Source organism: Pseudochrobactrum kiredjianiae (genome assembly GCF_030362795.1).
In the GTDB taxonomy this organism is placed as follows: domain Bacteria; phylum Pseudomonadota; class Alphaproteobacteria; order Rhizobiales; family Rhizobiaceae; genus Pseudochrobactrum; species Pseudochrobactrum kiredjianiae.
On the sequence record NZ_JAUCBM010000006.1, the window covers coordinates 195,598 to 221,917 of the forward strand.

The following is a 26,320-nucleotide window of genomic DNA, read 5'->3' on the forward strand; positions in this document are numbered from 1 at the left end:
TGCCAAGCTTGGCGCACAAAGGTCGCTCTAACACATTATGCACTAGCAAAATGTAGGACGCGGTGTCACTTGACATCGCGTCTTTTTATTAAGTAATTCTAATATTATTTTATGCAGCTATTCCTTTTATTATTTTATGTGCCCTCCCTGTTTCACAGATCGGTCACAGAGCATTATTAATCATTTTATCCGGAGCAATTTATGCCAAACGGTTTTATGGGTGAGTTTTTAGGCACCACAATTCTTATTCTCCTTGGCAATGGTACTGTTGCTAATGTTTTACTCAAAAAATCAAAAGGCTATGCTTCAGGCTGGATTGTCATCACTGCGGGCTGGGGTTTTGCCGTGTTATGCGGAGCGCTTATCGCACTCAGCGCAGGCAGTGCAGCCCATCTTAATCCGGCAGTGACCTTGGCTTTTTATGCAGCAGGCAGTTTCCCTGCCGACCAGATAGTCACCTATCTCACCGCTCAGTTTTGCGGTGCATTTTTCGGATCTGTGCTGGTTTATTTATCTTACCTTTCCCACTGGAAAGAAACCGAAAGCTGTGACGACAAACTGGCCGTTTTCTGCACCATTCCGGCGATCCGTAATCTACCTGCCAATGCCGTAACCGAGATTACCGGCACATTCGTACTCGTGCTTATTATCATTGCACTCTCATCCAAAGCGGTATTGGCAAGCGGTGTTTCCGGTCCGCTGATGGTTGGTCTGCTGGTCTGGGTGATAGGTCTTTCGCTTGGTGGCCCGACAGGTTATGCCATCAACCCTGCCCGTGATCTCGCGCCCCGCTTTGCCCATGCATTGCTGCCAATCTCCGGCAAAGGCAGTTCGCAATGGTCCTATGCATTGGTGCCGTTGATAGCTCCGGTGATCGGCGGGTTGATTGCCGTCGGCGTGGCAAAATCCATAGCGATGATCTGATACCAAAACCCTATGAGTATGACTCATGGGGTTTTGGTTAAGCCCGAGTGGTGATTGAACTTTTTCAAGACGTGATGCGTCAGCAGCTTGAACCGCCTTGGTATGAATGTTTATTTTGCCGTATAAGGCGATTTAATCGCCAGATACAAACCGGCCACAAAAAACAATACCAGAACAGCAATACCAAGGCGCGGGGAACCGCTGGCTGCGGTCATGCTCGCCACCAGAAACGGTGCCAGAAAACTGGTTGCCCTGCCGGCCAGTGCATAGATGCCGAAATAGCGCCCTGCCTCATGCGGCTCGACACTGCGGGCAAACCACGAGCGGGAAGAGGCCTGCACCGGCCCGAAAGCAATGCCGATCAGCATGCCGAAAGCCAGATAGGCTTTTTCCCCGCCCGATGAAAACAAACCCGTATTACTATCGGGTGGAAAATGCACCAGACCATAAAGCGTATAATCCGGCCCTGTCGATACAATGCCCAATGTGGCAACCAGCAACAAAGCAAGCGAGATGACAACCACCCATTTGGAACCGAACCAGCGGTCAAAATAACTGGCAGACCAACAACCGAAAATCGCTACGACATTCAGGATAATACCAAATAGACCAATCTCAGTGATTGACCAGCCGAACATAGCTGCTGCAAAACCACCGCCCAGTGCCAGCAGCGCATTCACCCCATCCTGATAGATCATCCGTGCAATCAAAAAGCGAAACAAAGCCGCCTTTTTGCGCACTTCGCGCAGGGTTTCCTTCAGCTCTGCCAGACCTTCACGTATGGCCGCTTTCAGTCCCATACCCTTTTCCTGATCGGGGGTGAAGATAAACATCGGTAAAATAAAAATCAGATACCACAGTGCCGCAATCGGCCCTGTAATACGGGCATCCTCACCTCTCAAAGCATCCAGATGCCAGAAGGGTTCAATCCCGATCAGCGTTTTTCCGGTTTCCGGCGAGGCGGCAAGACATGTCACCACAAAGATTAGTACGATCATTCCGGCGAGATAACCAAGCCCCCACGCAAAATTGGAAACCTGTCCGATATGGGAAGCCGGAATCAGTCGTGGCATCATGGAATCGTTGAAAACAATCGAAAATTCTGCGGCAACGGATGCACAGATAAACGCCAGCAGCACCCAGATATAAGCTGAACCCGGTTCTGCATACCACAGCAAAGACAGGCTGATAATTTTGATGACAGCAAAGAAACCGATCCACGGTTTTCGCGCACCGGTTTTATCAGCAATTGAGCCCAGCGCCGGAGACAAAATTGCGATAATAATACCGGCAAAAGCCACACCATAGCCCCATGCCGCCTGCCCTGTTACAGCATCATCCGACATACGGGAGATAAAATAAGGGCCGAAAATGAAGGTGGTGACGACAGTGAAAAACGGCTGTGCCGCCCAGTCAAAAAACATCCAGCCCCAGATGCCTTTATTCCACATGCTGTCTTGTGCAGGCCGCTCTACAGGTGGATGTGCGATGCTCAAATCACTGCCCTCAAATCATCATTCCGGCTATTTAAAACAAAAGGGCCGGTTTAACACCAGCCCTTTCTGTTATGCCGTCATGCTGACAGCGATCAACCCGCAAGGTCAGCCATGAAACCGGCTGCCACTGCGAGACGGGAAACACTGAGATCTCCGCCTTCTGTCAGTGCAATCATTCGCTGACGCACGCCGTCAATCCGCTCGGCATCACGTGTCAGCCAGCTCTGCACCGGATCAGCTTCACCCTTGAATTTAGTGAGCGCCTCCATGGTCACAGCACGGGTTGCCTGCGTAATCGTATCCGTTGCACGGGACAATGCCAGACCATCATAATAATCTGTGACCGGCACTGATGATGCTGCCTTTTCAATATTGGCAATGCGGAAGGCATCGACAATTTTGAAATAAGCAGTTGCCGCAGTCATCAATTCGGCCTTACCCTGATAGGCAATCAGCGCAATATCCGCCATCAGTTTTGCCGATTGCAGACGGGCGAGTTTGCGTGCCAGCACCTCACCTGCCCCCTTGGCAATATATTTTGCCGTATCAGCAGTAATCAGATCGGCAATAAAATCAGGCATCAGCTCTTCGAGCTTTGGCTCCAGTGCCATCCGTGTCCGCTTTACCGCATTGACCATCTCGCTCAAAGTGACATTAAAACGGTTATTACGCAGTACCCAAGCAGTGGTTGAGAACAACATTTCGCCAACCAGCGCATAGAACTCATTCTGTACTTTACCGGAGATCTTATTATCCAGCGCATTGATCGCCTGATAGAGCTGCTCGGTTTCAAATCCATCAGCCACAGCCACATAAGAGCGCAGAATTTCTGCCGGAGCTTCCGCAGTCAGATCATTCAGACGGCTGACAAAACTCGGACCACAGCGATTGATCGCATCATTGGACAACAGCGTCGCAATGATTTCACGATGCAGACGGTGATGCGTAATATCTTTGGCAAAACGCTCCTGCATTTCCTGCGGGAAATAACCAAACAGGCGGGAATGCAGATAGGTATCATCCGGCAGATTGCTGGCGATCAGATCATCGCATAAGACCATTTTTGCATAGGCCAGCAGTACCGCCAATTCAGGACGGGTCAGTGCCTCACCACGCTTCTGGCGATCTGCCAGTACCTGATCGTCCGGCAGATATTCTACCTTACGATCGAGCAATTTACGGCGTTCCAGAGACGACATCATCCGCATCAGATAAGGCAGTTCGGATGCGCCGCGTTTTTCAACCAGTGACAGAGCCAGCGGCTGCTCATAATTATTATGCAAAACCAGCGCTGCTACTTCATCGGTCATCTGTGCCAGCAGCACATCGCGTGCCTCACGGGTCAGGCGACCATCTTGCAGGCTTGGGGTCAGAGCGATTTTAATATTGACCTCAACATCCGACGAATTCACACCGGCAGAGTTATCAATCGCATCCGTATTGCTGCGCCCGCCATTGAGGCTATATTCAATACGACCGCGCTGGGTAGCACCCAGATTAGCGCCCTCACCGATCACCTTGGCACGCACTTCACGACCGGTAATACGGATTGCATCATTGGCACGATCACCAACCTGCGCATCACTTTCACCATCAGCACGAATATAAGTACCGATACCACCAAACCATAACAGATCGACCTGCGCACGTAAGATTGCACCGATCACCTCATTCGGACTGGCCGTCAATTTGCCCAGACCAATGGCCTCAGCTGCCGCTTCTGACAGTGTAATAACCTTCTGCGAGCGGCTGAAAACGCCGCCACCGGCAGAGATTTTGGAACGGTCATAATCCTGCCAGCTGGAACGAGGCACATTGAACAGGCGCTGACGCTCCGTGAAACCGGCATCGGTATCCGGCATCGGATCAATGAAAATATCGCGATGGTCGAATGCAGCTAAGAGTTTGATTTTCGGTGACAGCAACATGCCATTACCAAACACGTCACCGGACATATCGCCCACACCGGCAACAGTGAATGGTGTCGTCTGGATATCAATATCCATTTCACGGAAATGACGTTTCACCGCTTCCCATGCACCGCGCGCTGTAATGGCCATTTTCTTATGGTCATAACCGGCAGAACCACCGGAGGCAAAAGCATCATCCAGCCAGAAATGCTGCGTCTGACTAATCGCATTCGCCGTATCGGAGAAGGTCGCAGTGCCCTTATCAGCCGCAACCACGAAATACGGATCATCCTTGTCCTGACGGATCACATCGACCGGCGGTACAATCTTGCCGTCGATGATATTATCGGTGATCGAAACCATAGTGGAAATGAAAGTGATATAGGCAGAACGCCCGGCTTCAAACACCGCATTACGGTCACCGCCGACCGGCAAACGCTTAGGATAGAAGCCGCCTTTAGCCCCACCCGGTACAATCACCGCATTTTTAACCTGCTGTGCCTTCACCAGACCCAGCACTTCGGTGCGGTAATCCTGCGCGCGGTCAGACCAGCGCAAACCACCACGCGCCACAGCGCCGAAGCGCAGGTGAACACCTTCCACTTCCGGTCCATAGACAAAGATTTCACGATAAGGGCGCGGTTCCGGCAGCCCGTCAACCGCACGCGGATTGAGCTTCACTGCCAGGGTCACCGGGGCATTGCCATTCGTATCATGCATATAGGCATTGGTGCGCAGGGAGGCCTCAACCAGATTGCGGTAGCGACGCAAAATCTGGTCATCATCAATGCTTGGTACAGCCTGCAATGCTGTTTCAATGGCTTCAATGACAGCCTGTTCTTTCGCTTGCGTATCAGCCTGTTTAGCCAATAGCGGATTAAAGCGCAGATCAAACAGGGTGTAGAGATGCGTGGCAATTTCCGGATAACGGTTGAGCGCCGCTGCAATAAAATCCTGCGAATAAGTAATGCCAGCTTGTTGCAGATAACGTCCATACATACGCAAGATCATGATCTGGCGTGCGGTCAGCCGTCCGCTTTGTGCAAGGCCGTTATAACCGTCATTATCAGCCTGCCCGCTCCACACCGTGCGGAATACATCATCCAGCAGATCACCGTCATCACTGAGATCAACCGGTTTTTCTGATGCGCTGACAATCAGCATATCGTGAACGTGGACAGTGTTTTTTCCACCCGTTGCAGTCTGCACCGGAAGAGCAAAAGTCTGCTCGCTGATAACGCGGAAACCCATATTCTCCAGCAGCGGCACGCGCTGCGACAGCGCCAGTGCTTCGCCAAAGTGATAGAGCTTGAGGAAAGCGGCCTGCGGCTCTTGTGTATCATAGTGATAGAAGTCCACATGCAGCGGATTGTCTTCCGTTAGCGCTTCAATCCGCACTGCATCAATCAGCGCTTCGCTTTCATTGAAAGTTTCACGATAGGATTCAGGGAAACCGGACGCCAGACTGATGACCCGTGGGGCAAAAGTCTGCGAGCTTTCATCAGCCGCATCACGCACACCATCTTCCCATGTGCGGACAAAAGTGCGGATCTGTTTTTCCAGAGCCTCACGCGCCATTTCTGCAACGCTGCCGTCATGACGGCGGATAATGAACTGAACGCGGGTCACGCCTTTATCAAGGAAGACCGGATGAAATTCCACGGCTTCCCCGTGATAAACATCCATCAGATAATTGCTGATCGCTTCACGAACCATCGAGTCATAACGATCACGCGGCAAATAAACCAGCACACTGACAAAGCGGCTGAAACGGTCAATCCGCGGCAGCACACGCACACGCGGGCGTTCATCCAGCGCAACAATCAGCTCCGCATGATCGGTCAGCGCATCCACATCAATCTGGAACATATCATCGCGCGGATAATCTTCCAGCACGCGTACCAGTGCCTTACCGGAATGGTCAGCAGCATTAAAACCGAGGCGGCTGATCACAGCTTCCGCTTTACCGCGCAGATAAGGGATCGTACTCAGGAAAGATGTATAGGCAGTCGAGGTAAACAGCCCGACCAGACGCATTTCTCCGGTTACGCGTCCCTCGGCATCAAACAGCTTGATACCGATATAGTCGATATATTCACGGCGGTGCACCAGTGAGCGGCTGTTGCCCTTGGTAATCAGCAGGCTTTCAGCACCTTTGAGAAAGCCCTGCAACTCCTGCGTGATGGATGCATTGTCCTGACCTTGGCGCAGAACGCGAATACCCTCATCACGCAAAATACCAAGCGATGGTGTCTCTGCCTGAGAGAGCGTATCACTCCCTGCATCATAGCGGAATTCACGCATACCGAGGAACGTGAAATTACCATCCCGCAGCCATTTGAGCAGCGCCGCAGCTTCACGTCCTTCTGCCGTACCTGACAAGGTTTTCACAGCACCGTAAGAGGCAATCACCTCATCGAGCCGTGCCAGCATCGGTTTCCAGTCGCTGACCGCCGCATAAACTTGAGCCAGCACCTGCCCCAGCGCCTGCTCCAGGGCTGCGCGGCCGCTCTCATCCAGTTGCGGCAAATGCAGCTGGATGACACTGACCTGCTCTGTTCCTGCAATCGTCTGACCGGCGGTAACTTCTCCATGCACTTCATAAGTCTTGCCGTTGAAAGCGACATTCACCACCGGATGCACGACCATATAAACCATGCCCGAGCGCTCAAGAATCTCACCCATGGTTGAATCAAGCAGGAACGGCATATTGCGGTTGATCAGTGTCACCACCGTCAGCGGACGCCCGCGACGGCGCAAAATACTGTCATTATCAACGCTGATAACCGGCTTATCAGCCTGATAAGAACCAAGCGCTTTCAGTGCCAGCTTGGCCGCCTCTTCCATATCACCGGCATCATAAGCCGCGATGTCTTCAGCCGGCGCCCATTCAAATAATAATTTTGCAAATTGAGAAGCCACAGGATCAGAAATCATCTGATGATCGACAACGAATTTAGCCTGCGTATTCTGGTCTGTATCGGCACTCACTGGTGAACTCCTCATTCGACAGACCGCTACTGCCTAAATTCCCTTCGGCCTGCTCTGATTTTAAAAGTAGCAATCAAATTGTGACAAAAAAACCGCTAATTTGTTATTTTTCTCTGCTAAACAAGCAAAAGTGAAATGAATTATAATTCCACCAGATGGTCTTCCAGCTCGTTTTCGTCGCCAGCTTCCTTAGGGAAATGTTGAGCCAGCAGTTTTCCTGCCTGAGCAATTGCCTCAACAAAGCCATCTGGCACTGTTCCCTGTGCCGCATGGCGGCTTAATATGGCAACAATGGCATTCCACTCCTGCTGGTCCACACGGGCATTAATCCCCGCATCAGCGACCACCTCCGCATAGCGCTCAGCCAGCGAGACAAACAATAAGATTCCGGTACGTTTGCTGGTCAGATGCACATTACGCGCTACAAATTGCTGCAAAGCATTGAGATGTGCCCGCCGGTAACGCACACGATGCGGCACCAGCACCATACGCAGCGCCGGAATAAAACCCAGCAATGCAATCAGACATATAAAGGCTGCCAGTATAGCCAGTGCGAATTTCGGCAGGGACAAATCAAACCAGTAATAATGCGCCACAAAGGCAGCAATCACCGCGGTTACAATCATGCCGCAACAGGCGATAAAACCGGCAACATAAAAATAATCATCACTGCGCTGCGCTAATACCGCATAAATTTCGCCGCCAGTCTGCGCCTCTGCTTCGCGTATGGCTGCCCCGATACGCTGACGGTCTTCAGGAGAAATCCGGTTTCGCTGATAGTGTGTCATAGTTTCATCCCTTTACCAGCTACCCGATGCACCGCCGCCGCCCGATGAACCACCGCCACCGGAAAAGCCGCCACCGCCGGACGACCCGCCGCCAAAACCACCACCAAAACCGCCTCGTCCCGATGATCCGCCACTACCGCCGCCGCCAAGTGCAATGGTGACACCCAGCCATTCGTAACGACCGGGGCCGATTTTACGACCAAAGACCGGAGCCAGAATTGTAAAACCAAAACCGCCGAAGAAAATGCTGATCCAGAAAATCAGAAAGATAACTTCTACCCAATCTGTCTGATCGGCAGCTTCTTTCTGGTTACGCTTGGCGCGTGCCTGTAACTCCGCCCCTTCACCGCGCAGTACCTGCAGAATATCGTCGGTACCTTTGATAATACCCGCACCGTAATCGCCATTGCGAAATTCAGGGATGATCGCATTCTGAATAATAATCGCTGACAGCGCATCCGTTACAGTGCCCTCGAGACCGTAGCCGACTTCAATACGCACTTTGCGTTCAGTGGGCGCAACCAGCAACAATATGCCGTTATTTTCTGTTTTCTGGCCAATGCCCCATGCGCGATAAAGCCGGTTAGCATAGGTCTCAATGTCCATGCCATTGAGGCTTGGAACCGTTGCCACCACAATCTGATCGGAGGATTCTTTTTCATAAGCACTGAGTTTAGCAATCAGTTCCTGCTGTTGTGCAAAAGACAAAACGCCTGCTGCATCCACCACACGATCCGTCAAAGCAATCGCCGGCTTATCCGTGCTTTGCGCATGAGCAATACTTGCCAATGCCATCAGCATGACCACAAAAAGCATCTTCAACACAGACCGGAAAACAGAGTGTTCCGGAATGATGTGATTGCCTGTGATACGGGCAGAAATCATACCGTGTTCCTAAATTGTCAGCGAAAGCAGAACGGGCAGGATTACTCCTGCCCGCTTTTATCAGTTGAACTGTACCTTAGGAGCGGCCTGCGAGGCCGGATCAATTGTGAAAGTCGGCATCGGTTCATTATTCCAGAACCACAATGTCTTCCACAGCATCGTCGGCATGGTCTTCAAGCCGGTATTATAAACGCGTACCGCCTCAATATAATCGCGGCGTGCCACAGCAATCCGGTTTTCCGTACCTTCAAGCTGCGATTGCAGCGCGAGGAAGTTCTGATTGGCTTTGAGATCAGGATATTTCTCAACCACAACCATCAGGCGCGACAGAGCGCTGCTCAAATTGGCCTGATTTTCCTGAAACTGTTTGAACATCTCCGGATTATTCAGCATTTCCGGTGAAATTTGTGTCTGGGTTGCTTTTGAACGGGCTTCAATCACGGCTGTCAGCGTGTCCTGTTCATGGGACGCATAGCCTTTGACTGTTTCCACCAGATTAGGAATCAGATCGGTACGGCGCTGATACTGGTTAAGCACTTCGCTCCACGCAGCTTTGGCCTTTTCCTCATTGGTCGGAATGGTATTGAAACCACAGGCTGCCAGCAACGGCATAAACATCAATAATACGAGTGTCAGAAGCGAACGTAATTTCAGCGGAGCTGTGGCCGCTGCAGATATTTGACCGGTCATAGGTATCTCCTCATCTTAACCACGCATAACGCATGCTCTCATTTTAAAGTGTTAGAGCGAGTTTTGTGTGCCAAGTATGGCACACGGCGCTCTAATCAATAATACGCAAATTCTCATTTGAAAATACACGCTTAATAAAAGCGTTCAATATGAAGCTATAAGGCAAAAAAATACCGTGCCGCTTTGCAGAGGCACGGTATTTTTAATTACTTATAAAAAGCGAGTGCTTCAGAATTATTCTGCAGCAGGAGCTTCTTCAGCAGGCGCAGCAGCGGCAGCAGCTGCTGCTTCAGCGGCTTCTGCAGCCTTTGCAGCGGCTTCTTCTTCAGCCTGCTTGGCCATTGCCAGACGTTCCTGAGCTTTTTTGCCTGGAAGACCTTTGGTTGGGTTGCTGGCAACTTCACGCTTGGCAATGCCAGCCTGATCGAGGAAGCGCAGAACGCGGTCTGTTGGCTGCGCGCCGTGACCGATCCAATACTGAACGCGTTCAGCATTAACAACAACGCGCTCTTCTTTATTAGCAAGAGTCGCATTCCACGAACCCAGCTTTTCGATGAAGCGACCGTCGCGTGGTGCGCGAACGTCAGCAACAACGATGTGGTAGTAAGGGCGCTTCTTGGAGCCGGCACGTGCCAGACGGATTTTCAGGGACATAGTGTTTTCCTTAAAGTTTATGTCGCGTTACTGAACCAGTAACAATTTCTGAAATACGACCGTTAAAACGGCCATACTTGTTTTTTACACCGCAAAACGAACATTACTGTCCGGTGTGATTTGCAGCGGTATGCTCATGATGCCGGATCACTTCTTTCACAATAAAGTTCAGAAATTTCTCAGCAAAATCGGGATCAAGACTGGCATCCAGTGCCAGATTACGCAGGCGCTCAACTTGGCGTTTTTCACGAGCCGGATCAGCAGCGGCCAGACCGCGCTCGGCTTTCAAAACACCAACAGCTTTGGTGCAGCGAAAACGCTCCGCAAGCATATGGATCAGCGCTGCATCGATATTATCGATCGATCCGCGCAGGGCGATAAGTTCAGCAGGCATTGTCTGTTCTTCGCTCATCATGCTCACTTTTTCTTAGGTAGGCCAGGCAGACCGCCGCCAAGACCAGGAAGTTTCGCGCCACCAAGACCGGGTAAGCCACCGCCCAGACCAGGCAGACCGCCACTCTTGCCGAAACCGGCTGCTTCAGCCTGTTTCTGCAAAGCTTCCAGCTGTTTCGGATCCATGTTCGACAGATCAGGCATACCGCCCCCAAGGCCACCGCCAAGTCCGCCCATACCACCAAGTCCCATCTTATTGGCAAGGCCGCCCATCATCTGTTTCATCATGCCGCCTTTGCCCTTGCCCATGGCTTTCATCATATCAGCCATTTGCATGTGCATTTTCAGCAGCTTGTTAATATCGGCAGCATTGGTACCTGAGCCTTTGGCAATACGCTGCTTGCGGCTATGCTTGAGCACAGCAGGATTAGCGCGTTCAGCCTTGGTCATGGAACCGATGATTGCGAGCTGACGATCGAATAATTTATCGTCCAGTCCGGCAGCAGCAGCCTTGTCTTTCATGCCCGCCATACCCGGCATCATGCCCATGATACCGCCCATGCCGCCGAGCTTTTTCATCTGTTTAAGCTGGTCAGCCAGATCGTTCATGTCGAACTTACCGGACTGCATTTTCTTGGCCATTGCCGCTGCTTTTTCAGCATCAATGGTTTCAGCCGCTTTTTCAACGAGCGAAACAATGTCGCCCATGCCGAGAATACGGTCAGCAATACGCTTCGGATAAAACTCCTCCAGCGCATCCATTTTTTCGCCGGTGGCAATCGCTTTAATCGGCTTACCGGTAATGGCGCGCATCGAAAGCGCTGCACCACCACGGCCATCACCATCCATACGGGTCAAGATGATACCGGTAATGCCAACGCGCTCATCAAAGTTACGCGCCAGATTAACGGCATCCTGACCGGTCAGACTATCAGCAACCAGCAGAATTTCATGCGGATTGGCGGCTTTGCGGATATCCGCCATTTCCACCATCAGCGGTTCGTCAATATGTGTGCGACCCGCAGTATCGAGAATCACCACATCATGACCGCCGAGCTTGGCAGCCTGTACGGCGCGCGCAGCAATCTCTACCGGTGTTTGTCCGGCAATAATCGGCAATGAATCAACATTGACCTGCACACCGAGCTGGCGCAGCTGTTCTTGAGCGGCAGGACGGCGCGTATCCAGCGATGCGATCAGAACTTTTTTCTTCTGACGATCAGTCAGGCGCTTGGCAAGTTTACCGGTGGTCGTAGTTTTACCCGAACCCTGCAAACCAACCATCATAATGACAACTGGTGCAGGTGCGTTCAGATCAACTGTCACACCTTCGGTGCCGAGCATTTCCACCAGCTCGTCATGAACGATCTTAACGACCATCTGACCCGGTTTAATGCTTTTCAGAATCTCCGCACCAACCGCTTTTTCACGCACACGGTCAGTGAATGAGCGAACCACTTCCAGCGACACATCCGCTTCAATCAGCGCACGGCGCACTTCACGCAACGCGCCGGCAACGTCAGCCTCGGAGAGAGCGCCGCGTCCGGTCAGACCGTTCAGAATGGAGCCAAGACGCTCCTGAAGTGAATCAAACATCTAAATTTCCCAATCTCTGTTCAGATCGTCAGATCTGAGTGCAGGTTCATCCCGAAATCATATAAGGCGCCGGCATGAAAACCGAAGCTGCATCCAAAGCAAAACAGCACCCGAGGGCGCTTTGCGCTGTCGGATGTTGACCTCCGGGATCTCTTTATACCATACGGGTCCCGGTCGGCTGCCTGAGAACATATACTCATAGCGGAATTATCGCGCGTTCTTTACATGATCTGCGGTTTATGAGTCAAGCATTTGCACGTAAAAAGCAGAATACAGACCTCAGCTAAAATCACGATCATAAGAATCAGCTATACTGCACTCTATAACTGTGACCAAAAAAGCGCGGGCAATTTGAAACTGCCTTAAACCGGCGGGCAATCAGTTCCGTGCCTCATTCAGACCACATTCGGCGGACATCGCCTTTAGAGCGGTTTCAGTTAATATTGAACCGTTGAAACCGCTCTATCTTTTTTTGTTTTTATGCGCATTTGAATCCGAAAACCGCTTCACACTTTTCGGAATGCGCTTTAACTAAAGCAGAACAACATCAAAACTATAGTTTTTTGTAAATCCCTGTTAATCATATAATTCTATAAAGCCCCCTGAGAACAGTTCTAACGAGGCAGCTTCATGCAGTCAAAGACTATCAAATCTTCTATCCGCAATCTGACCCTTACCGTTATCGGCGGTTCAATTGGTGTAATGGTTCTGTCCGGCATTGCGCAGGCAGCACAATGCGGCAATACCGGCGCCGGCTTCCCTGCATGGGTGCAGGACTTTAAAAAAGAAGCAGCAGGACGCGGTATTAAAGGCAATGCTTTGTCAGCCCTCGACAATGTAAAATATGCCACAGCAACCATCAATGCTGACCGCAACCAGAAAAGCTTCAAACTGTCTCTCGATGACTTCATGAAGAAGCGTGGTTCGACCACAATCATCAGTCGCGGCAAAACCATGAAAGCGCAAAATGCTGCTTTGTTTGCCAAGATTGAACAGCGTTACGGCGTGCCTGCCGGTCCATTGCTGGCAATCTGGGGCATGGAAACAGGCTTCGGCAACTATCTCGGCAAGCAGCACACATTGTCCGCTGTTGCTACTCTGGCCTATGACTGCCGTCGTTCAGAATTCTTCACCAATGAACTTTATGCAGCTCTGCAGCTGATTCAGCGTGGCGATCTCAGCCCGAATGCTGTTGGCGCGATGCATGGTGAAATCGGTCAGACTCAGTTCCTGCCATCCAGCGTCATCAAATATGGTGCAGATGGTGACGGTAATGGTCATATCGACATGGTCAACTCCCGCGCGGATGCTCTGGCTTCTACAGCTAACTTCCTTAAAGCACACGGCTGGCGCGCCGGTGCAGGCTACCAGCAGGGTCAGCCAAACTACGGCGCCATTCAGGGCTGGAATGCGGCCACTGTTTACCAGCAGGCTATTGCCATTATGGGTCAGGCAATCGACGGCAAATAATCTGCCGCTGCAATGCACAATAAAAAAACCGGCTTAAAAGCCGGTTTTTTTATTTCCAGTTTAATCTCATTCAACAGCTGTTTCGCTGCTTTCGGCTTGCACCGGCATCTCGTCCGTATCAGGTCGAATAAAATCGCCAGTTTGCGAATCCATTACCCACAATTCACCAGTCGAAATATCGAACCATGCACCATGAAGAGAGAGGCGTCCCTTTTTCTCCAGAATATCAACGCAAGGAAAACTGCGCAGATTATTCAGCGAATAACGGATTGAAATACGCTCGAGTGCAGTCTGTCGCTCGGTCTGGGTCATCAGCGAGTTGGATGTGATTGTCTCGGCGGCAGGCGCCAGCAGGCTCATCCATTTACCGATAAAGTCGCCCGGTGATAATGGGCTGCTTTCTGTATCCAGTGCGGATTTGATCCCACCGCAACGCCCGTGACCAAGCACAACAATGTGCTTAACTTTGAGACTCTGAACCGCAAATTCCAAAGCAGCAGAGGCTGCATGATATTCGCCATCCGGCTCATAAGGCGGGATCAGATTTGCGACATTGCGCAGAACAAAAATTTCACCCGGACGGGTATTGAATATAATTTCCGGTGCTGCTCGGGAATCACAGCAGGCAATCACCATTGTTTCCGGTGTCTGACCCTGATCTGCAAGTTCCTTATAACGCATTCTTTCATCGGCAAAATCCGATGCCATGAAGTTGCGGTAACCGGCGAGGAGTGTGTCTGGAAGATCTACCATGATTTTTCGATAAACCCATATTTCGCCAAGATCAATCAAAGATTACGCTTAAATTTGCATCGCACACTATGATGAACGTGCATTTTCGATACATTTTTGCACGATTTTCACACCAAAAAACGTAAAAATCATCCATTTTCATATAAAATCAGATGCTTTTCGCTCATTTCTCATTCAGAAAAACAATCTATCAAAATTAATATTATCTACAAAATTTTTGACGTTTTAGCAGACCTCAATGAAAATGAGCGCCCGTCAGGCGCTCATTCCGTGATTAGGATGCACAAGACGGCGCAACTGCACCATCGCCATTGGCCGCTCAAGACTCGCCGCATCGGCCTCCAGCATCAACTCATCGGCACCGCGCTTGGCTGCACGGGCGAGAATTTCAAAAACCGCAGCCGTTGTCATTTGCAGCGCTTTTTCTTCACTCATGCCACTCATTTTACGGGCAAGAAACAAAGCCGAAGTCAAATCCCCCATACCATTGCCAGGCCCCTGCACAATACGATGCTCGGCCATCAAGGCTTGGGTGCGCGTCACCAGCACATTGCTGATACTGTCGCGCATCATCGCAAAAGCGGATGTTACCAGCATCGTATCAGGCCCTGCCTGCAACGCGGCTTCCATTAATTGTTGATTATCAGCTGGTTCAGTTCCCGTCAGCCAGCCCAGTTCGTAACGATTGGGTGTTGCAATATCCGCCAACGGCAACAGCAGATCACGAATGGCAATTGCTGTACTTTCCGCCACATACAGGCCTTTGGTGTCACCGATAACAGGATCGCAAATATATTGCAGCTTCGGATTGTTTGCCTTCATTGTCGCAATCAGTTGCGCCACGGCTTTGACCTGCGCGGCATTGCTCATAAATCCGGTTAGCACCGCACGGACCTCTCCCAGCCACGGCGCACGCTCCAGATCGGCAATCAATGTTGAAAACTGCGATTCATCCGGAATAATCCGGCTTGCCGGTCCATGTCCCGGATGCCATGGCAGGATCACAGTTGGCACAGCCCAGACCGGATGCCCCAGCCGCTCCAGTGCAAAAACGGCCGCTCTGTTACCGATGGAGCCACGCACCACATGGCTGGAAATGACGATTACGGCACTGGTGCTGGTCGGTTCAGAAGCGGTCATAACAATGTATCCGGCATGAATATAAGATGTGGTGCTATAGAACCTCCGCCGCATTCCATAGTAAAGTCAATTTTATTATAAATTTTACTGTCACCACAAATTACACTTCAAATCTCAACCGGTAAGCTGGCAGCCGCCGGACAGAAATAAACCTGTCCAGTTGCTCAACAATCAGCTTATTTTGACAATCAGCTTGCCAAAGTTTTTGCCTTCCAGCATGCCGATAAAGGCTTCCGGCGCATTTTCAAGTCCATCAGCAATATCCTCACGATAACGGACTTTCCCGTCCTTAATCCATTGCGTCATCGCCTGATAAAATGCGGGGCGTTGCTCACTGAAATCACGCTGAATAAAACCGCGAATTGTCAGACTTTTCGATAAGATATCGCGCATCAATAAAGGCAAGCGATTCGGCCCGTCAAAGGCACCCGTACTGTTATATTGCGCGACAAGGCCGCAAACCGGCACACGGGCGAACGGATTGAGCAGCGGAACTACGGCATCAAAAACCTTGCCGCCGACATTCTCAAAGTAAACATCAATACCCGACGGACAAGCCTGCTTCAGAGCGTCTGCAAAATCAGAGCGGTAATGATCAAGCGCAACATCAAAACCAAAATCATCAATCAAAGCGCGACATTTGTCGGCACCACCGGCAATCCCGACCGTGCGCGCGCCTTGCAGCTTTGCAATTTGGCCGACGGCAGAACCAACAGGCCCGCTGGCAGCAGCTACCACTACGGTTTCCCCTGCCTTGGGCTGCCCGATCGTTAACAAGCCTGCATAAGCAGTAAATCCGGGCATCCCCAGAACGCCTAAAGCAGTGGTTAGTGGTGCTGCATTAGGATCAAGTTTGCGCAAAACCGATCCGTCAGCCACCGCATATGTCTGCCAACCAGAATGCGACAGAACCATATCACCGACAGCAAAATCCTTATGGCGGCTGGCGATCACCTCACCTACAGTGCCGCCCTCCATAACATCTCCCAGCGCGACGGGTGCAGCATAGGATTTTGCATCGCTCATACGACCGCGCATATAGGGATCAAGCGAGAGATAATGTAGTTTCAGTAAAACCTGTCCGTCTGCCGGTTCTGCGACCGGAACATTTTCAAGCCGGAAATTCTCCGCGCTCGGGCGACCGGACGGACGTGAAGCGAGAACAATGCGTTTATTGGAAAGTTCAGTCATATCATGCAGTTCCTCTGTGAAAGGGCATATGGTGACAGACAATACACAGCGCAGCATCATGTACAAAACAACAAGTTGTTGCCTATCCTACGATATTGAAACAAAGTTTTCACCACACCGGATATCAAGAAATAAAAAACCCCGCTTTGGAGGCGGGGCTTTATTTCAGTTATGACGTGGCGAAAATGGTGTTTTGTGAGAACCGGAGCGGAGCGTACTTCAGTACGTGAGCACCGGAAGCGTAACAAAACGCCATTTGCAGACCGTCAGAGCTGAAATAATCAGTTCATGGTTGGGATAACGAGCTCTGCACCATCCTGAACACCCGCCGCATGCCCGCAACCACTCAGTGGTGAGGACATGCAAACAAGAAACAGTCAGGTGTTAGTTCATCGTTGGAATAACGAACTCTGCACCATCCTTCACACCTGACGGCCAGCGTGATGTCACTGTTTTGGTCTTGGTGTAGAAGCGGAATGCGTCCGGCCCATGCTGATTGAGATCGCCGAAGCCGGAGCCTTTCCAGCCGCCGAATGTGTAATAGGCGATTGGCACAGGGATCGGCACATTCACGCCAACCATGCCAACCTGAACACGCGATGCAAAATCACGCGCCGCATCACCATCACGGGTGAAGATCGCAACGCCATTGCCATATTCATGATCATTTGGCAGCGACAGAGCTTCCTCATAATTCGCTGCACGTACAACGCTCAGCACAGGGCCGAAGATTTCTTCTTTATAGATGCGCATATCGCGGGTGACATGATCGAACAGACAGCCGCCGAGATAGAAGCCGTTTTCATAGCCCTGCATTTTAAAGTTGCGGCCATCAACAACCAGTTTCGCGCCTTCTTCAACGCCGAGATCAACATAACCCCGTACACGTTCCAGTGCCTGTTTTGTTACCAGCGGGCCATAGTCCGCAGAACCATCAGTTGACGGGCCGACTTTCAGCGCTTCAACACGCGGGATAAGTTTTGCCATCAGGCGTTCTGCGGTGTCATGCCCAACCGGAATGGCCACAGAAATCGCCATGCAACGCTCACCGGCAGAACCATAACCGGCACCGATCAGCGCATCCACCGTCTGATCCAGATCGGCATCCGGCATAATAATCATGTGGTTTTTAGCGCCACCGAAGCACTGAACGCGCTTCCCATTGGCACAACCGCGCGCATAAATATATTGCGCAATCGGGGTTGAGCCGACAAAGCCGATTGCCTTCACATCCGGATCATCCAGCAGCGCATCAACCGCATCTTTATCACCGTTGACGACGTTGAAAATACCGGCAGGCAGACCAGCCTCCATAAACAGTTCCGCAAAGCGCATCGGCACGCCCGGATCGCGCTCGGATGGCTTGAGAATAAAGGCATTACCACAGGCAATTGCAGGTCCGGCCTTCCAAAGCGGGATCATCGCCGGAAAGTTGAATGGCGTAATACCGGCAACAACACCGAGCGCCTGACGCATGGAATAAACATCAATGCCGGTACCGGCGGCATCCGTGAATTCACCTTTCAGCAGATGCGGCGCACCAAGGCAGAATTCAATCACTTCCAAACCACGTTGAATATCGCCCTTGGCATCCGGAATAGTCTTGCCGTGTTCGCGTGCCAGCAATTCTGCGAGGCTGTCATATTCGGCTTCAACCAGTTCCAGAAATTTACGCAAAACACGTGCACGGCGTTGCGGATTGGTCGCTGCCCAAGCTGGCTGCGCGGCCTTAGCATTTTCAACCGCAGCGCGCACTTCGTCTTTGGTCGCTAAAGCAACCTGCCCCAGCACTGCACCATCCATCGGCTGATAAAATTCTGTCTGACGACCGCTTGTTCCCGCGACATGCTTGCCGCCGATAAAATGCCCGACCTGTTTCATCTTGTCCGCTCTCCCAGAGTTTAAATTCCTGCCAGCATAATCACCCTGCAAAAAATAGTTTTCAAGTAGGCGAAAAGCGTATCCGTTGTGCAAAAATGCATATAAGCTATCGCCATGAACTGGGATGATATTCGCATATTCCTCGCTGTTGCCCGCTCCGGACAAATTCTCGGCGCAGCCAAAAAACTCGGCCTCAATCACACAACAGTGTCGCGCAGGCTGACAGCCCTTGAAGACAGCCTGCACACAACCCTGCTGAACCGGCGCACCAATGGCTCGGAACTCACGCAGGCCGGAGAGGAACTTCTGCACTCAGCAGAGAGAATGGAAGCGGAGATGCTCAGTGCCCATGCCCATCTGGCAGGCGCTGATATTGCACTGGCAGGCACAATCCGTATCGGTGCGCCCGATGGTTTCGGGGTGAATTTTCTGAGTCCCAGACTGGCTCGGTTTTCTGCCCTTTATCCCGATCTCACCATTCAGCTTGTGCCGGTTCCACGCTCTTTTTCACTTTCAAGACGCGAGGTGGATATTGCCATCAGCGTAGAACGACCGGAAACCGGCAGACTGATTGCCCGCAAACTCACCGGCTATAATCTCGGCCTTTATGCACATAAAGATTATCTGGAGCGCTACGGCACACCGCAAAATGTAGAGGACTTAATCCACCACCGGTTGATCGGCTATGTCGAAGATCTGGTTGCCAATCCGACATTGGATTATGCACGTGAGATTAGCCGTGACTGGAAACCGGCTTTTGAAGTTTCCAGTGCTTTAGGACAAGCCGAAGCCGTGAAAGCAGGAGCAGGCATTGGCATTCTGCATGGCTTTATCGCCCGCGAACACAAGGAATTAATCGAGATCCTGCCGCATAAGCGCATCAAGCGCTCATATTGGCTGTCTTATCATGAAAGCGCCAGAACTTTGCGGCGTATCCATATTGTTGCAGATTTTGTCTCAGGACTGGTTGAACAGGAACGTCACCTGTTCAGCTGACATATTCCGGCTCTTTAAACAGGATGATGCAAAGCATGACCGACAGAACAGTCACCGGCAAGACCAGCGACCAAAGGCCAACTATATTATAGAGTACCGCACCGCTGGCAGCCCCCAACACCAGCGAAAACCAGACATAAACATGCTGCAACCAGCGTGTCCGCGGTGCGTAACCGCGCATGGCTTTGGCCAGATCACTGGCAGCATTAAAAATGGTACCGGTTACAAAGGTCGTCCCAAGCCGCGCGGCGCCAAAAGGCTTAAACACGGCATTCTGCGCGCCCATCGCCGCGGCCAGCAGCATCACCGGCATCGGAGCCAATTGCGGTAGCTGGTTCAGCAGCATTGTACTCAGCAAAAGAACGATGATTAATGCCGTCACCCGTCCTGAATACCAGCGCGTTTCGCGGACACTGATAAGGGAAGCGAAAAACGCCCCGCCAAAAAACAATCCGATCAGTGTCAGCGGCATAAATAGCCCCTGCCCGCGCAATAATTGCGCTGCCCTGCCATCGGGTCCGCTCATTGCCAGACCGAATTGCGTTGTATTTCCGCTCATGAAAGAAGCGAAATAACCACCCAGCTCAATAAAGGCGAGCGCATCGACAAATCCGGCAACCGCAGTCAAGACCAAACCAGATATCAAGCGGACGGGAGGCGTCATCACAACTCACTTAACGGCATTTTACAAACACAAAGCCCGCCGGATTTTCCGGCAGGCCGTAATAAACAGATTTTAAAAGATCACGCTCGTTTTACAAGCCGGAGAATGACCAGCAGGATAACGGCACCGATAAATGCGTTCACAATTGCGGCAATAACACCGCCCCCGATTGCAAATCCCAGACGCGGTAACAACCAACCGGCCAGAAACGCACCGATCACACCGACAACAATATTGCCAAGCATGCCGAAACCACCGCCACGCACAACCTGCCCCGCCAGCCAGCCGGCAACGAGACCTACGATCAGAAAAACCAGTAAACTCTCTACACCCATTATGCTCTCCGATATGAATTGCTGCCTGCCCGTTTTTGCATCACGCATTTTCGACGAGCCACCAACAGATTAACGCATTAGACGCCATATGGATGCATCATAAAATCAATAAATATGACAGGCTAACCAGACAATTCAGCAAAACAAAAAACGGTCTGGCAGATTATTACTCAATGTACGAAATAAGTCTCTCCCCCATTGCCTTCTCTTACAAATTAACAATAATTTAACAAAAGCCTTATTTTCATCTCTAAAAACAGCAATAGTAACAACCGAACATGACGCTTGGTGAAATGCTGCTCATTGATAGCTTTTCAGGCGCCGGTTCTGATAGGATATACGGGTGGAAACCATATGGGATACCTCAGCCAGTAATTTACATGGCCTGTCCGAAGGCTCTTCTTTATTTCAGGCCGCGCTGCCGCGATTTACTACAGTGAATCGCGAGAATGATCCTGTGCTCGATAATCTGGTTGCTTTAGCGGCTGGTATTTCTGATGCGCCGGTTGCGGCAATCAATCTGATCTCACAGGAACAGCAGATTTTTAAAGCTATCCACGGCCTCAATCTTGCTGCACCGCCAGCCGGACATAGCTTTTGCCGGCAAACTTTGCTTGCCGAAGACATTTTTATCATAAGCGATGCAAGCACAACACCGGTTTTTGCCACAGAACCTTTTGTGCAAGGGAGCACATCCTATCGCTTTTATGCCGGAGTAAAGCTGACCGGTAGTGATGGTACGATCTTCGGTACTCTGCTGATACTGGATAAAAAACCACGCAGTCTGACTGCTGTGCAGCTCAAAGATTTGCGCAGACTGGCAAAGCTTGCAAGCGCCCATATCGACATGCAAAATCAGCTTTTCCAGCAGCAGCAAAAACAGCAGCTCAATCAACTCATCATTGATAATGCGCTGGACTATGCCATCATCACCACATCACTGAACGGGCAGGTTACGAGCTGGAATGCCGGTGCGCAAAGATTATTCGGCTGGACGGAAGACGAAATCCTCAAATCTTCGGTCGATATCCTGTTCACGCCAGAGGAGCGGGAGAAAAATGTTCCCGATATGCGCCGTGTAACTGCATTGCACCATCGGCAGGATGCCGTGGAACGCTGGCATCTGCGAAAAGACGGCAGCCGGTTCTGGGCAAGCGGACAGCTTTTACCGCTTTATGATCAGAACGGACATATACAGGGGTTTCTGAAAATCCTGATCGACCGCACATTTATCCGCGATCAGCAGGAACGTCTGCGCGAGCAGGAAGAAATGCTGCGCCTGTCTCAGGAGGCAGGTGGTATTGGCGCTTTCGATATTAATCTCAGCAGCCGTGCAATCACTGTCACCAATCAGATCCGGCAGATTTTTGGCATTGCACCGGATAGCAATATTACCATCGAACTATTTGAAAACCTGATGTCGCCATCAGAAAACAATCAGGCCGGAAACTCTGAATCTCTTGCTTTACCCAGCTCCGGCCATAGTGAATATCGAATTCAACGGCTGGATAATAAAGAAGAACGCTGGGTTGCGCTTTCCACGGAACTGATCCCTGATGATGAGGGAAACACCATCCGTATGCGCGGCATTGTTCAGGATATTACCGGCCGCAAACTGGCAGAAGAACAGCAGGCAATGTTGACGGCAGAGCTTGTGCATCGCAGTAAAAACATTTTGGCAATTATTCAGGGCATCGCCAATCAGACTTTGCGCAACACGACCAGCGCTGAAGGTGCGAGAGCGGCTTTTGAAGCCCGTATCATGGCACTCAGTAAAGCACAGGATGTATTGATCCACGGGACAAAATCCTCAAGTGCCGATCTTGCCGACATTGTCAGCAATAGCCTGTCCGTCCATGCGGGAGCGGATGAAAAACGTATCCGCATTACCGGAACATCCGCCATTCTGGGCTCCAGACAATCGCTGTCCATGGTCATGGCACTGCATGAACTCGGCACCAATGCCGTTAAATATGGCGCGCTTTCAACAGCTGACGGTTATATTGAAATCAGCTGGTATTTCGATAATGGCCGTTTCCTGTTTCACTGGGCAGAAAGAAACGGCCCTGCAGTTATTAAACCCGAAAGGCGGGGATTTGGTTCCCGCCTGATTGAACGTACACTGGCCGCCAGCCTTGGCGGCACCGCGGAACTGCATTATCAGCCTCAAGGGCTTGAGTTTCAGCTCAACGCACCAGCCAATAATATGCGCCACGATCTTTAAAGAAAAACGCCGCTCTTATATTCAGAGCGGCATTTTTGAAGCATCAGGCCAGATGTTTGAATGCTTTAACAACTTCATCATACACACCGCGTTTGAACGGCACGATCAGTTCCGGTAACTCCAACATTGGTTTCCATGCCCACATATCAAATTCGGCATCATGGCCACCAGGCGGCGGGTTGATCGCAATTTCGCTCTCATCCCCTTCAAAGCGATAGGCGAACCAGCGCTGTGTTTGTCCGCGATATTTGCCTTTGAGAGCAATCCCCATCAAATGTTCAGGCAGATCATAATTGATCCAGTCCGGTGCTTCAGCCAACAGGCTGACCGTACGCATGCCGGTTTCCTCATAGAGTTCACGCAGTGATGCTGTTGCCGGATCTTCGCCTTTATCAATGCCACCCTGCGGCATTTGCCAGAGCTGTGTTGCACCTTCCATCTCGCCATTTGGCTCAACGATACGGCGGCCAGCCCAGACTTTGCCTTCACGATTCAAAACCATAATACCGACGCACGGGCGATAAGGCAGCAATGCAGGATCACGCTTTTCAGTCATTCTCTTCTCTTCAGTTTATGATTTAAAACTACAGACAAAAAACGCGGGGACTGCCCCGCGTTTTTCTGAAGTGTATAAGCTTAGTTTTTATCAGGCTTCGGCAGATCTTTCTTAGGATCCGGCGGGAATGCTGCATTGGCCATTTCGCCACGCAGCAGTTTCATGGCTTCGCCTAGCTGAATGTCGTCTTTCGGCTCCAAAGGCACATAGGCCGATGAACCGGAACCGGCATCATCTTCATCCGCACCCTTAATGTGGCCTTTCAGACCGGCTTCGCCCTTAGTTGTAACATCACGGCCTTTCAGCTCATCCGGCAGCGGCTGTTCCACCTTGATATCCGGTGTAATGCCCTTGCCCTGAATGGATTTGCCTGACGGCGTGTAATAGAGCGCAGTGGTCAGACGCAGTGAACCATTTTCACCCAGCGGGATAATGGTTTGCACAGAGCCTTTACCGAAGGATTGCGTTCCAAGAACGGTCGCACGGCGGTGATCCTGCAGCGCACCGGCCACAATTTCAGACGCACTGGCAGAACCGCCATTGATCAGAACGATCACCGGTTTGCCTTTCGTCAGATCGCCTGAGCGGGCATCAAAGCGGGTAACATCCTGCGGATCACGGCCACGGGTGGAAACAACTTCGCCCTTGTCGAGGAAGGCATCGGACACAGCAACGGCCTGATCGAGCAAACCACCCGGATTAAGACGCAGATCAAGCACATAGCCTTTCAGCTTGTTCTCTGGAATCTGTGACTGAATATCCTTGATCGCCTTGGTCAGATCATCGGACGTCTTTTCCGTGAAGGAAATCACGCGCAGATAACCGACATCATTCTCAACGCGGTAGCGGACAGCTTTAACCTTGATGATCGCACGTTTGATCGAAAGCTTGATCGGCTTATCAGCGCCCTGACGGATCAGCGTCAGTTCAATAGCTTCATCAACCGGCCCGCGCATTTTATCAACGGCATCATTGAGCGTCAGACCACGCACTTCCGCACCATTGATCTGGCTAATCAGATCGCCTGCCAGAACACCGGCTTTCGATGCCGGCGTATCATCAATCGGGGCAATAACCTTCACCAGATCATTTTCCATGGTGACTTCAATGCCGAGACCGCCGAACTCACCCTTGGTCTGCACGCGCATATCCTGCGCAGCCTCAGGGTTGAGGTAAGACGAATGCGGATCAAGCGAGGTCAGCATACCGTTGATCGCAGTTTCGATCAGCTTCTTATCTTCAGGCGGCGTCACATATTGCTGGCGCACACGCTCAAAAATATCGCCGAAAATCGCGAGTTCTTTATAAGTATCGTTGCCAGCAGCATTGGCAATCGCAGCCGGTGCTCCCTGCACAGCAACCATCGCCGAAGCCCCCATTAAGGCACCTGCGAAAAGAAGCGACATTTTACGTATCATCTTGTGTCCTTCCGGAATGCCGCTCGGTCCACCACGGGGTCGGATCGACGGATTTCCCATCTTTTCGAAATTCTATGTAAAGCATCGGTGAAGAATTACCACTCCCCAGTGACGCAACACTGGTTAAAAGCTTATCTCCCATAGCCCCGACCGGCTCACCGGCCAGCACAAACCGGCCTTGTTGCACATTGATTCTGCTTAATCCCGCCATGACGATATGATATCCGCTGCCAACATCAAGGATTAACAGCTGTCCGTAAGAACGAAATGCTCCCGCATAAAGCACAACGCCATCAGAAGGTGACGTAATCGTGGCACTTTGCGGTGTTTGCAGCATTTGTCCGGCCTGCGGACGACCAAAATCATCCTTCTGACCAAACTTTTTTGTGATTTTTCCGCTGGCAGGCAAAACCAGCTGCCCACGCAGAGACTCAAAATCGACACGCGACAGCAGTGAATTCTCACCAGGCTGGGCAGCACGCTCCTGCCCATCTGCCAGTCTTTGCTCTTCCGCTTCCCGCGCAGCATCGGCAGCGGTGCGCACTTTATCCATACGCGCCTGCAAAGAGGCGATCAGATCTTTAAGGCTGGTGGCTTTTTTCGCCAATCCTTCTGCGTGAAGACGTTCAGCTTTCAATTCCTCTTCAGACTGGCTATAGAGCTTCTGCTTTTCTTCCAGCAACAGTTCCTGCTTCTGCCGCTCTTCTGCTTGCGCCGTGCGGCTAGCTGTCAGCCGTTCCTGCTCGTCTTTGATCGAGGCTTGCAGGCGCTGCATCTCTTTCAGATCAGCCATTAATTCCAGAGTCTGCGCCCGCATTTCTGGCACCACTGCGCCAAGCAATACGGCCGAGCGCACGGAAGCCAGCGCATCATCAGGGCGCACCAGAATGGCAGGCGGCGGATTGAGCCCCATGCGCTGCAAAGCGGCCAACACTTCCGCCAGTACTTTGCGGCGTGAGCGTAATGACAGCCGAATGCCGTCTTCCTGCTCACTGAGTGCAATCAGTTTCTGACCAGCGGCTTCAATATCTTCCGAAAGTTTCTTGTCTGTCTTGGCAGACTGGATCAATGCAGCGGTAATGGTTGCCTGATCTTTTTTCAGCTCAGATACACTTGTTTCTAGCTGCTGCAGTTTTTCTTTCGACAGCGCAATCTCGCTGTTAATCGCATTGAGACTGCCCGATACCGTTTGGTGCTGTTGTTCCAACGGCACCGGTGCCGCTTCCTGTGCAAGCGTCACGCCCGACATCAGCATCAACAAACCAGCAGACAAAGCGCATCTGGCCGGAGCGGCACAAATGCGCCCCATCAAATGAAGCCGGAAAGAACTGCTGCTGTTATTCATCAAAATTCAAATACTGATCC

At 51.3% G+C, this 26,320-nt stretch carries 21 protein-coding genes; 4 read left to right on the plus strand and 17 right to left on the minus strand.

Going from position 1 to position 26,320, the window contains the following annotated elements; translation table 11 throughout:
* Positions 1-201 precede the first annotated feature (201 nt).
* On the plus strand, positions 202-924 hold the full coding sequence (locus tag QUF18_RS13625; RefSeq protein ID WP_289387774.1) for an MIP/aquaporin family protein: 723 nt from the start codon (positions 202-204) through the stop codon (positions 922-924).
* Between the two features lie 110 nt (positions 925-1,034).
* On the opposite strand, the gene QUF18_RS13630 is transcribed toward QUF18_RS13625, so the two are convergent.
* From QUF18_RS13630 to ffh, 8 genes are all read right to left on the minus strand, one after another.
* Entirely contained in the window at positions 1,035-2,375 is a 1,341-nt protein-coding gene (locus tag QUF18_RS13630) for an MFS transporter (protein ID WP_289387824.1), read from the minus strand.
* A gap of 137 nt (positions 2,376-2,512) precedes the next feature.
* A complete protein-coding gene (locus QUF18_RS13635) occupies positions 2,513-7,267 on the minus strand; it encodes an NAD-glutamate dehydrogenase (RefSeq protein ID WP_289387825.1) in 4,755 nt (1,584 codons plus the stop codon).
* Positions 7,268-7,461: 194 nt separating this feature from the next.
* Positions 7,462-8,109 (minus strand): TPM domain-containing protein, encoded by a 648-nt coding sequence (locus QUF18_RS13640; protein ID WP_289387775.1) that lies wholly within the window; start codon positions 8,107-8,109, stop codon positions 7,462-7,464.
* Between the two features lie 12 nt (positions 8,110-8,121).
* Positions 8,122-8,925 (minus strand): TPM domain-containing protein, encoded by an 804-nt coding sequence (locus tag QUF18_RS13645; RefSeq protein ID WP_289387826.1) that lies wholly within the window; start codon positions 8,923-8,925, stop codon positions 8,122-8,124.
* 129 nt (positions 8,926-9,054) lie between these two features.
* Positions 9,055-9,684 carry a LemA family protein gene (locus QUF18_RS13650; RefSeq protein ID WP_374807130.1) on the minus strand — a complete coding sequence of 210 codons (630 nt, stop codon included), beginning with the start codon at positions 9,682-9,684 and terminating at the stop codon, positions 9,055-9,057.
* Between the two features lie 234 nt (positions 9,685-9,918).
* A complete protein-coding gene (gene rpsP / locus QUF18_RS13655) occupies positions 9,919-10,338 on the minus strand; it encodes a 30S ribosomal protein S16 (protein ID WP_289387776.1) in 420 nt (139 codons plus the stop codon).
* 103 nt (positions 10,339-10,441) lie between these two features.
* On the minus strand, positions 10,442-10,750 hold the full coding sequence (locus QUF18_RS13660; protein ID WP_374807158.1) for a chorismate mutase: 309 nt from the start codon (positions 10,748-10,750) through the stop codon (positions 10,442-10,444).
* 5 nt (positions 10,751-10,755) lie between these two features.
* A complete protein-coding gene (ffh, locus tag QUF18_RS13665; protein WP_289387778.1) occupies positions 10,756-12,327 on the minus strand; it encodes a signal recognition particle protein in 1,572 nt (523 codons plus the stop codon).
* A 702-nt stretch (positions 12,328-13,029) separates the two neighbouring features.
* On the opposite strand from ffh, the gene QUF18_RS13670 reads away from it, so the two are divergent.
* Positions 13,030-13,797, plus strand: a complete 768-nt coding sequence (locus QUF18_RS13670) for a lytic murein transglycosylase (protein ID WP_289387828.1) — start codon at positions 13,030-13,032, stop codon at positions 13,795-13,797.
* A 66-nt stretch (positions 13,798-13,863) separates the two neighbouring features.
* Here the strand turns inward: QUF18_RS13670 and QUF18_RS13675 are convergent, their stop codons facing one another.
* The 4 genes from QUF18_RS13675 to QUF18_RS13690 form a co-directional block, all read right to left on the minus strand.
* Positions 13,864-14,550, minus strand: coding sequence for a carbonic anhydrase (locus QUF18_RS13675; protein ID WP_289387779.1), 687 nt, complete (start codon positions 14,548-14,550; stop codon positions 13,864-13,866).
* A 255-nt stretch (positions 14,551-14,805) separates the two neighbouring features.
* Positions 14,806-15,690, minus strand: coding sequence for a pyridoxal kinase PdxY (pdxY, locus tag QUF18_RS13680; protein ID WP_289387780.1), 885 nt, complete (start codon positions 15,688-15,690; stop codon positions 14,806-14,808).
* Positions 15,691-15,861: 171 nt separating this feature from the next.
* Positions 15,862-16,881, minus strand: coding sequence for an NADPH-dependent curcumin/dihydrocurcumin reductase (gene curA / locus QUF18_RS13685; RefSeq protein WP_289387781.1), 1,020 nt, complete (start codon positions 16,879-16,881; stop codon positions 15,862-15,864).
* A 384-nt stretch (positions 16,882-17,265) separates the two neighbouring features.
* Positions 17,266-18,762 carry a CoA-acylating methylmalonate-semialdehyde dehydrogenase gene (locus QUF18_RS13690; protein WP_289387782.1) on the minus strand — a complete coding sequence of 499 codons (1,497 nt, stop codon included), beginning with the start codon at positions 18,760-18,762 and terminating at the stop codon, positions 17,266-17,268.
* 114 nt (positions 18,763-18,876) lie between these two features.
* Here QUF18_RS13690 and QUF18_RS13695 point away from each other — a divergent pair, with 114 nt between their 5' ends.
* Complete coding sequence (locus QUF18_RS13695) at positions 18,877-19,758, plus strand: LysR family transcriptional regulator (protein WP_289387783.1); 882 nt, start codon at positions 18,877-18,879, stop codon at positions 19,756-19,758.
* Here QUF18_RS13695 and QUF18_RS13700 read toward each other — a convergent pair.
* Together QUF18_RS13700 and QUF18_RS13705 are read right to left on the minus strand one after the other, a co-directional pair.
* Entirely contained in the window at positions 19,751-20,422 is a 672-nt protein-coding gene (locus QUF18_RS13700; protein ID WP_289387784.1) for a YoaK family protein, read from the minus strand. The two genes, QUF18_RS13695 and QUF18_RS13700, sit on opposite strands and share 8 nt — an antisense overlap.
* 80 nt (positions 20,423-20,502) lie before the next feature.
* Positions 20,503-20,757 (minus strand): GlsB/YeaQ/YmgE family stress response membrane protein, encoded by a 255-nt coding sequence (locus QUF18_RS13705; RefSeq protein ID WP_289387785.1) that lies wholly within the window; start codon positions 20,755-20,757, stop codon positions 20,503-20,505.
* A 343-nt stretch (positions 20,758-21,100) separates the two neighbouring features.
* On the opposite strand from QUF18_RS13705, the gene QUF18_RS13710 reads away from it, so the two are divergent.
* Positions 21,101-22,981: a sensor histidine kinase gene (locus tag QUF18_RS13710; protein WP_289387786.1), complete on the plus strand. Its 1,881-nt coding sequence runs from the start codon at positions 21,101-21,103 to the stop codon at positions 22,979-22,981.
* A gap of 43 nt (positions 22,982-23,024) precedes the next feature.
* On the opposite strand, the gene QUF18_RS13715 is transcribed toward QUF18_RS13710, so the two are convergent.
* The 3 genes from QUF18_RS13715 to QUF18_RS13725 form a co-directional block, all read right to left on the minus strand.
* Positions 23,025-23,537 carry an RNA pyrophosphohydrolase gene (locus QUF18_RS13715; protein ID WP_289387787.1) on the minus strand — a complete coding sequence of 171 codons (513 nt, stop codon included), beginning with the start codon at positions 23,535-23,537 and terminating at the stop codon, positions 23,025-23,027.
* A gap of 80 nt (positions 23,538-23,617) precedes the next feature.
* Positions 23,618-24,955, minus strand: a complete 1,338-nt coding sequence (locus tag QUF18_RS13720) for a S41 family peptidase (RefSeq protein WP_289387788.1) — start codon at positions 24,953-24,955, stop codon at positions 23,618-23,620.
* Positions 24,945-26,264, minus strand: a complete 1,320-nt coding sequence (locus QUF18_RS13725) for a murein hydrolase activator EnvC family protein (protein ID WP_374807160.1) — start codon at positions 26,262-26,264, stop codon at positions 24,945-24,947. Before QUF18_RS13725 ends, QUF18_RS13720 begins: the two co-directional genes overlap by 11 nt.
* Positions 26,265-26,320 lie beyond the last annotated feature (56 nt).

What these genes read in the sequence shown, in the direction of transcription:
- QUF18_RS13625 (WP_289387774.1), top strand. Translation starts at nt 202, where the DNA reads ATGCCAAACGGTTTTATGGGTGAGTTTTTAGGCACCACAATTCTTATT.
- QUF18_RS13630 (WP_289387824.1), bottom strand. Translation starts at nt 2,375, where the DNA reads ATGTGGAATAAAGGCATCTGGGGCTGGATGTTTTTTGACTGGGCGGCA.
- QUF18_RS13635 (WP_289387825.1), bottom strand. Translation starts at nt 7,267, where the DNA reads ATGATTTCTGATCCTGTGGCTTCTCAATTTGCAAAATTATTATTTGAA.
- QUF18_RS13640 (WP_289387775.1), bottom strand. Translation starts at nt 8,109, where the DNA reads ATGACACACTATCAGCGAAACCGGATTTCTCCTGAAGACCGTCAGCGT.
- QUF18_RS13645 (WP_289387826.1), bottom strand. Translation starts at nt 8,925, where the DNA reads ATGCTTTTTGTGGTCATGCTGATGGCATTGGCAAGTATTGCTCATGCG.
- QUF18_RS13650 (WP_374807130.1), bottom strand. Translation starts at nt 9,684, where the DNA reads ATGACCGGTCAAATATCTGCAGCGGCCACAGCTCCGCTGAAATTACGT.
- rpsP (WP_289387776.1), bottom strand. Translation starts at nt 10,338, where the DNA reads ATGTCCCTGAAAATCCGTCTGGCACGTGCCGGCTCCAAGAAGCGCCCT.
- QUF18_RS13660 (WP_374807158.1), bottom strand. Translation starts at nt 10,750, where the DNA reads ATGAGCGAAGAACAGACAATGCCTGCTGAACTTATCGCCCTGCGCGGA.
- ffh (WP_289387778.1), bottom strand. Translation starts at nt 12,327, where the DNA reads ATGTTTGATTCACTTCAGGAGCGTCTTGGCTCCATTCTGAACGGTCTG.
- QUF18_RS13670 (WP_289387828.1), top strand. Translation starts at nt 13,030, where the DNA reads ATGGTTCTGTCCGGCATTGCGCAGGCAGCACAATGCGGCAATACCGGC.
- QUF18_RS13675 (WP_289387779.1), bottom strand. Translation starts at nt 14,550, where the DNA reads ATGGTAGATCTTCCAGACACACTCCTCGCCGGTTACCGCAACTTCATG.
- pdxY (WP_289387780.1), bottom strand. Translation starts at nt 15,690, where the DNA reads ATGACCGCTTCTGAACCGACCAGCACCAGTGCCGTAATCGTCATTTCC.
- curA (WP_289387781.1), bottom strand. Translation starts at nt 16,881, where the DNA reads ATGACTGAACTTTCCAATAAACGCATTGTTCTCGCTTCACGTCCGTCC.
- QUF18_RS13690 (WP_289387782.1), bottom strand. Translation starts at nt 18,762, where the DNA reads ATGAAACAGGTCGGGCATTTTATCGGCGGCAAGCATGTCGCGGGAACA.
- QUF18_RS13695 (WP_289387783.1), top strand. Translation starts at nt 18,877, where the DNA reads ATGAACTGGGATGATATTCGCATATTCCTCGCTGTTGCCCGCTCCGGA.
- QUF18_RS13700 (WP_289387784.1), bottom strand. Translation starts at nt 20,422, where the DNA reads ATGACGCCTCCCGTCCGCTTGATATCTGGTTTGGTCTTGACTGCGGTT.
- QUF18_RS13705 (WP_289387785.1), bottom strand. Translation starts at nt 20,757, where the DNA reads ATGGGTGTAGAGAGTTTACTGGTTTTTCTGATCGTAGGTCTCGTTGCC.
- QUF18_RS13715 (WP_289387787.1), bottom strand. Translation starts at nt 23,537, where the DNA reads ATGACTGAAAAGCGTGATCCTGCATTGCTGCCTTATCGCCCGTGCGTC.
- QUF18_RS13720 (WP_289387788.1), bottom strand. Translation starts at nt 24,955, where the DNA reads ATGATACGTAAAATGTCGCTTCTTTTCGCAGGTGCCTTAATGGGGGCT.
- QUF18_RS13725 (WP_374807160.1), bottom strand. Translation starts at nt 26,264, where the DNA reads ATGGGGCGCATTTGTGCCGCTCCGGCCAGATGCGCTTTGTCTGCTGGT.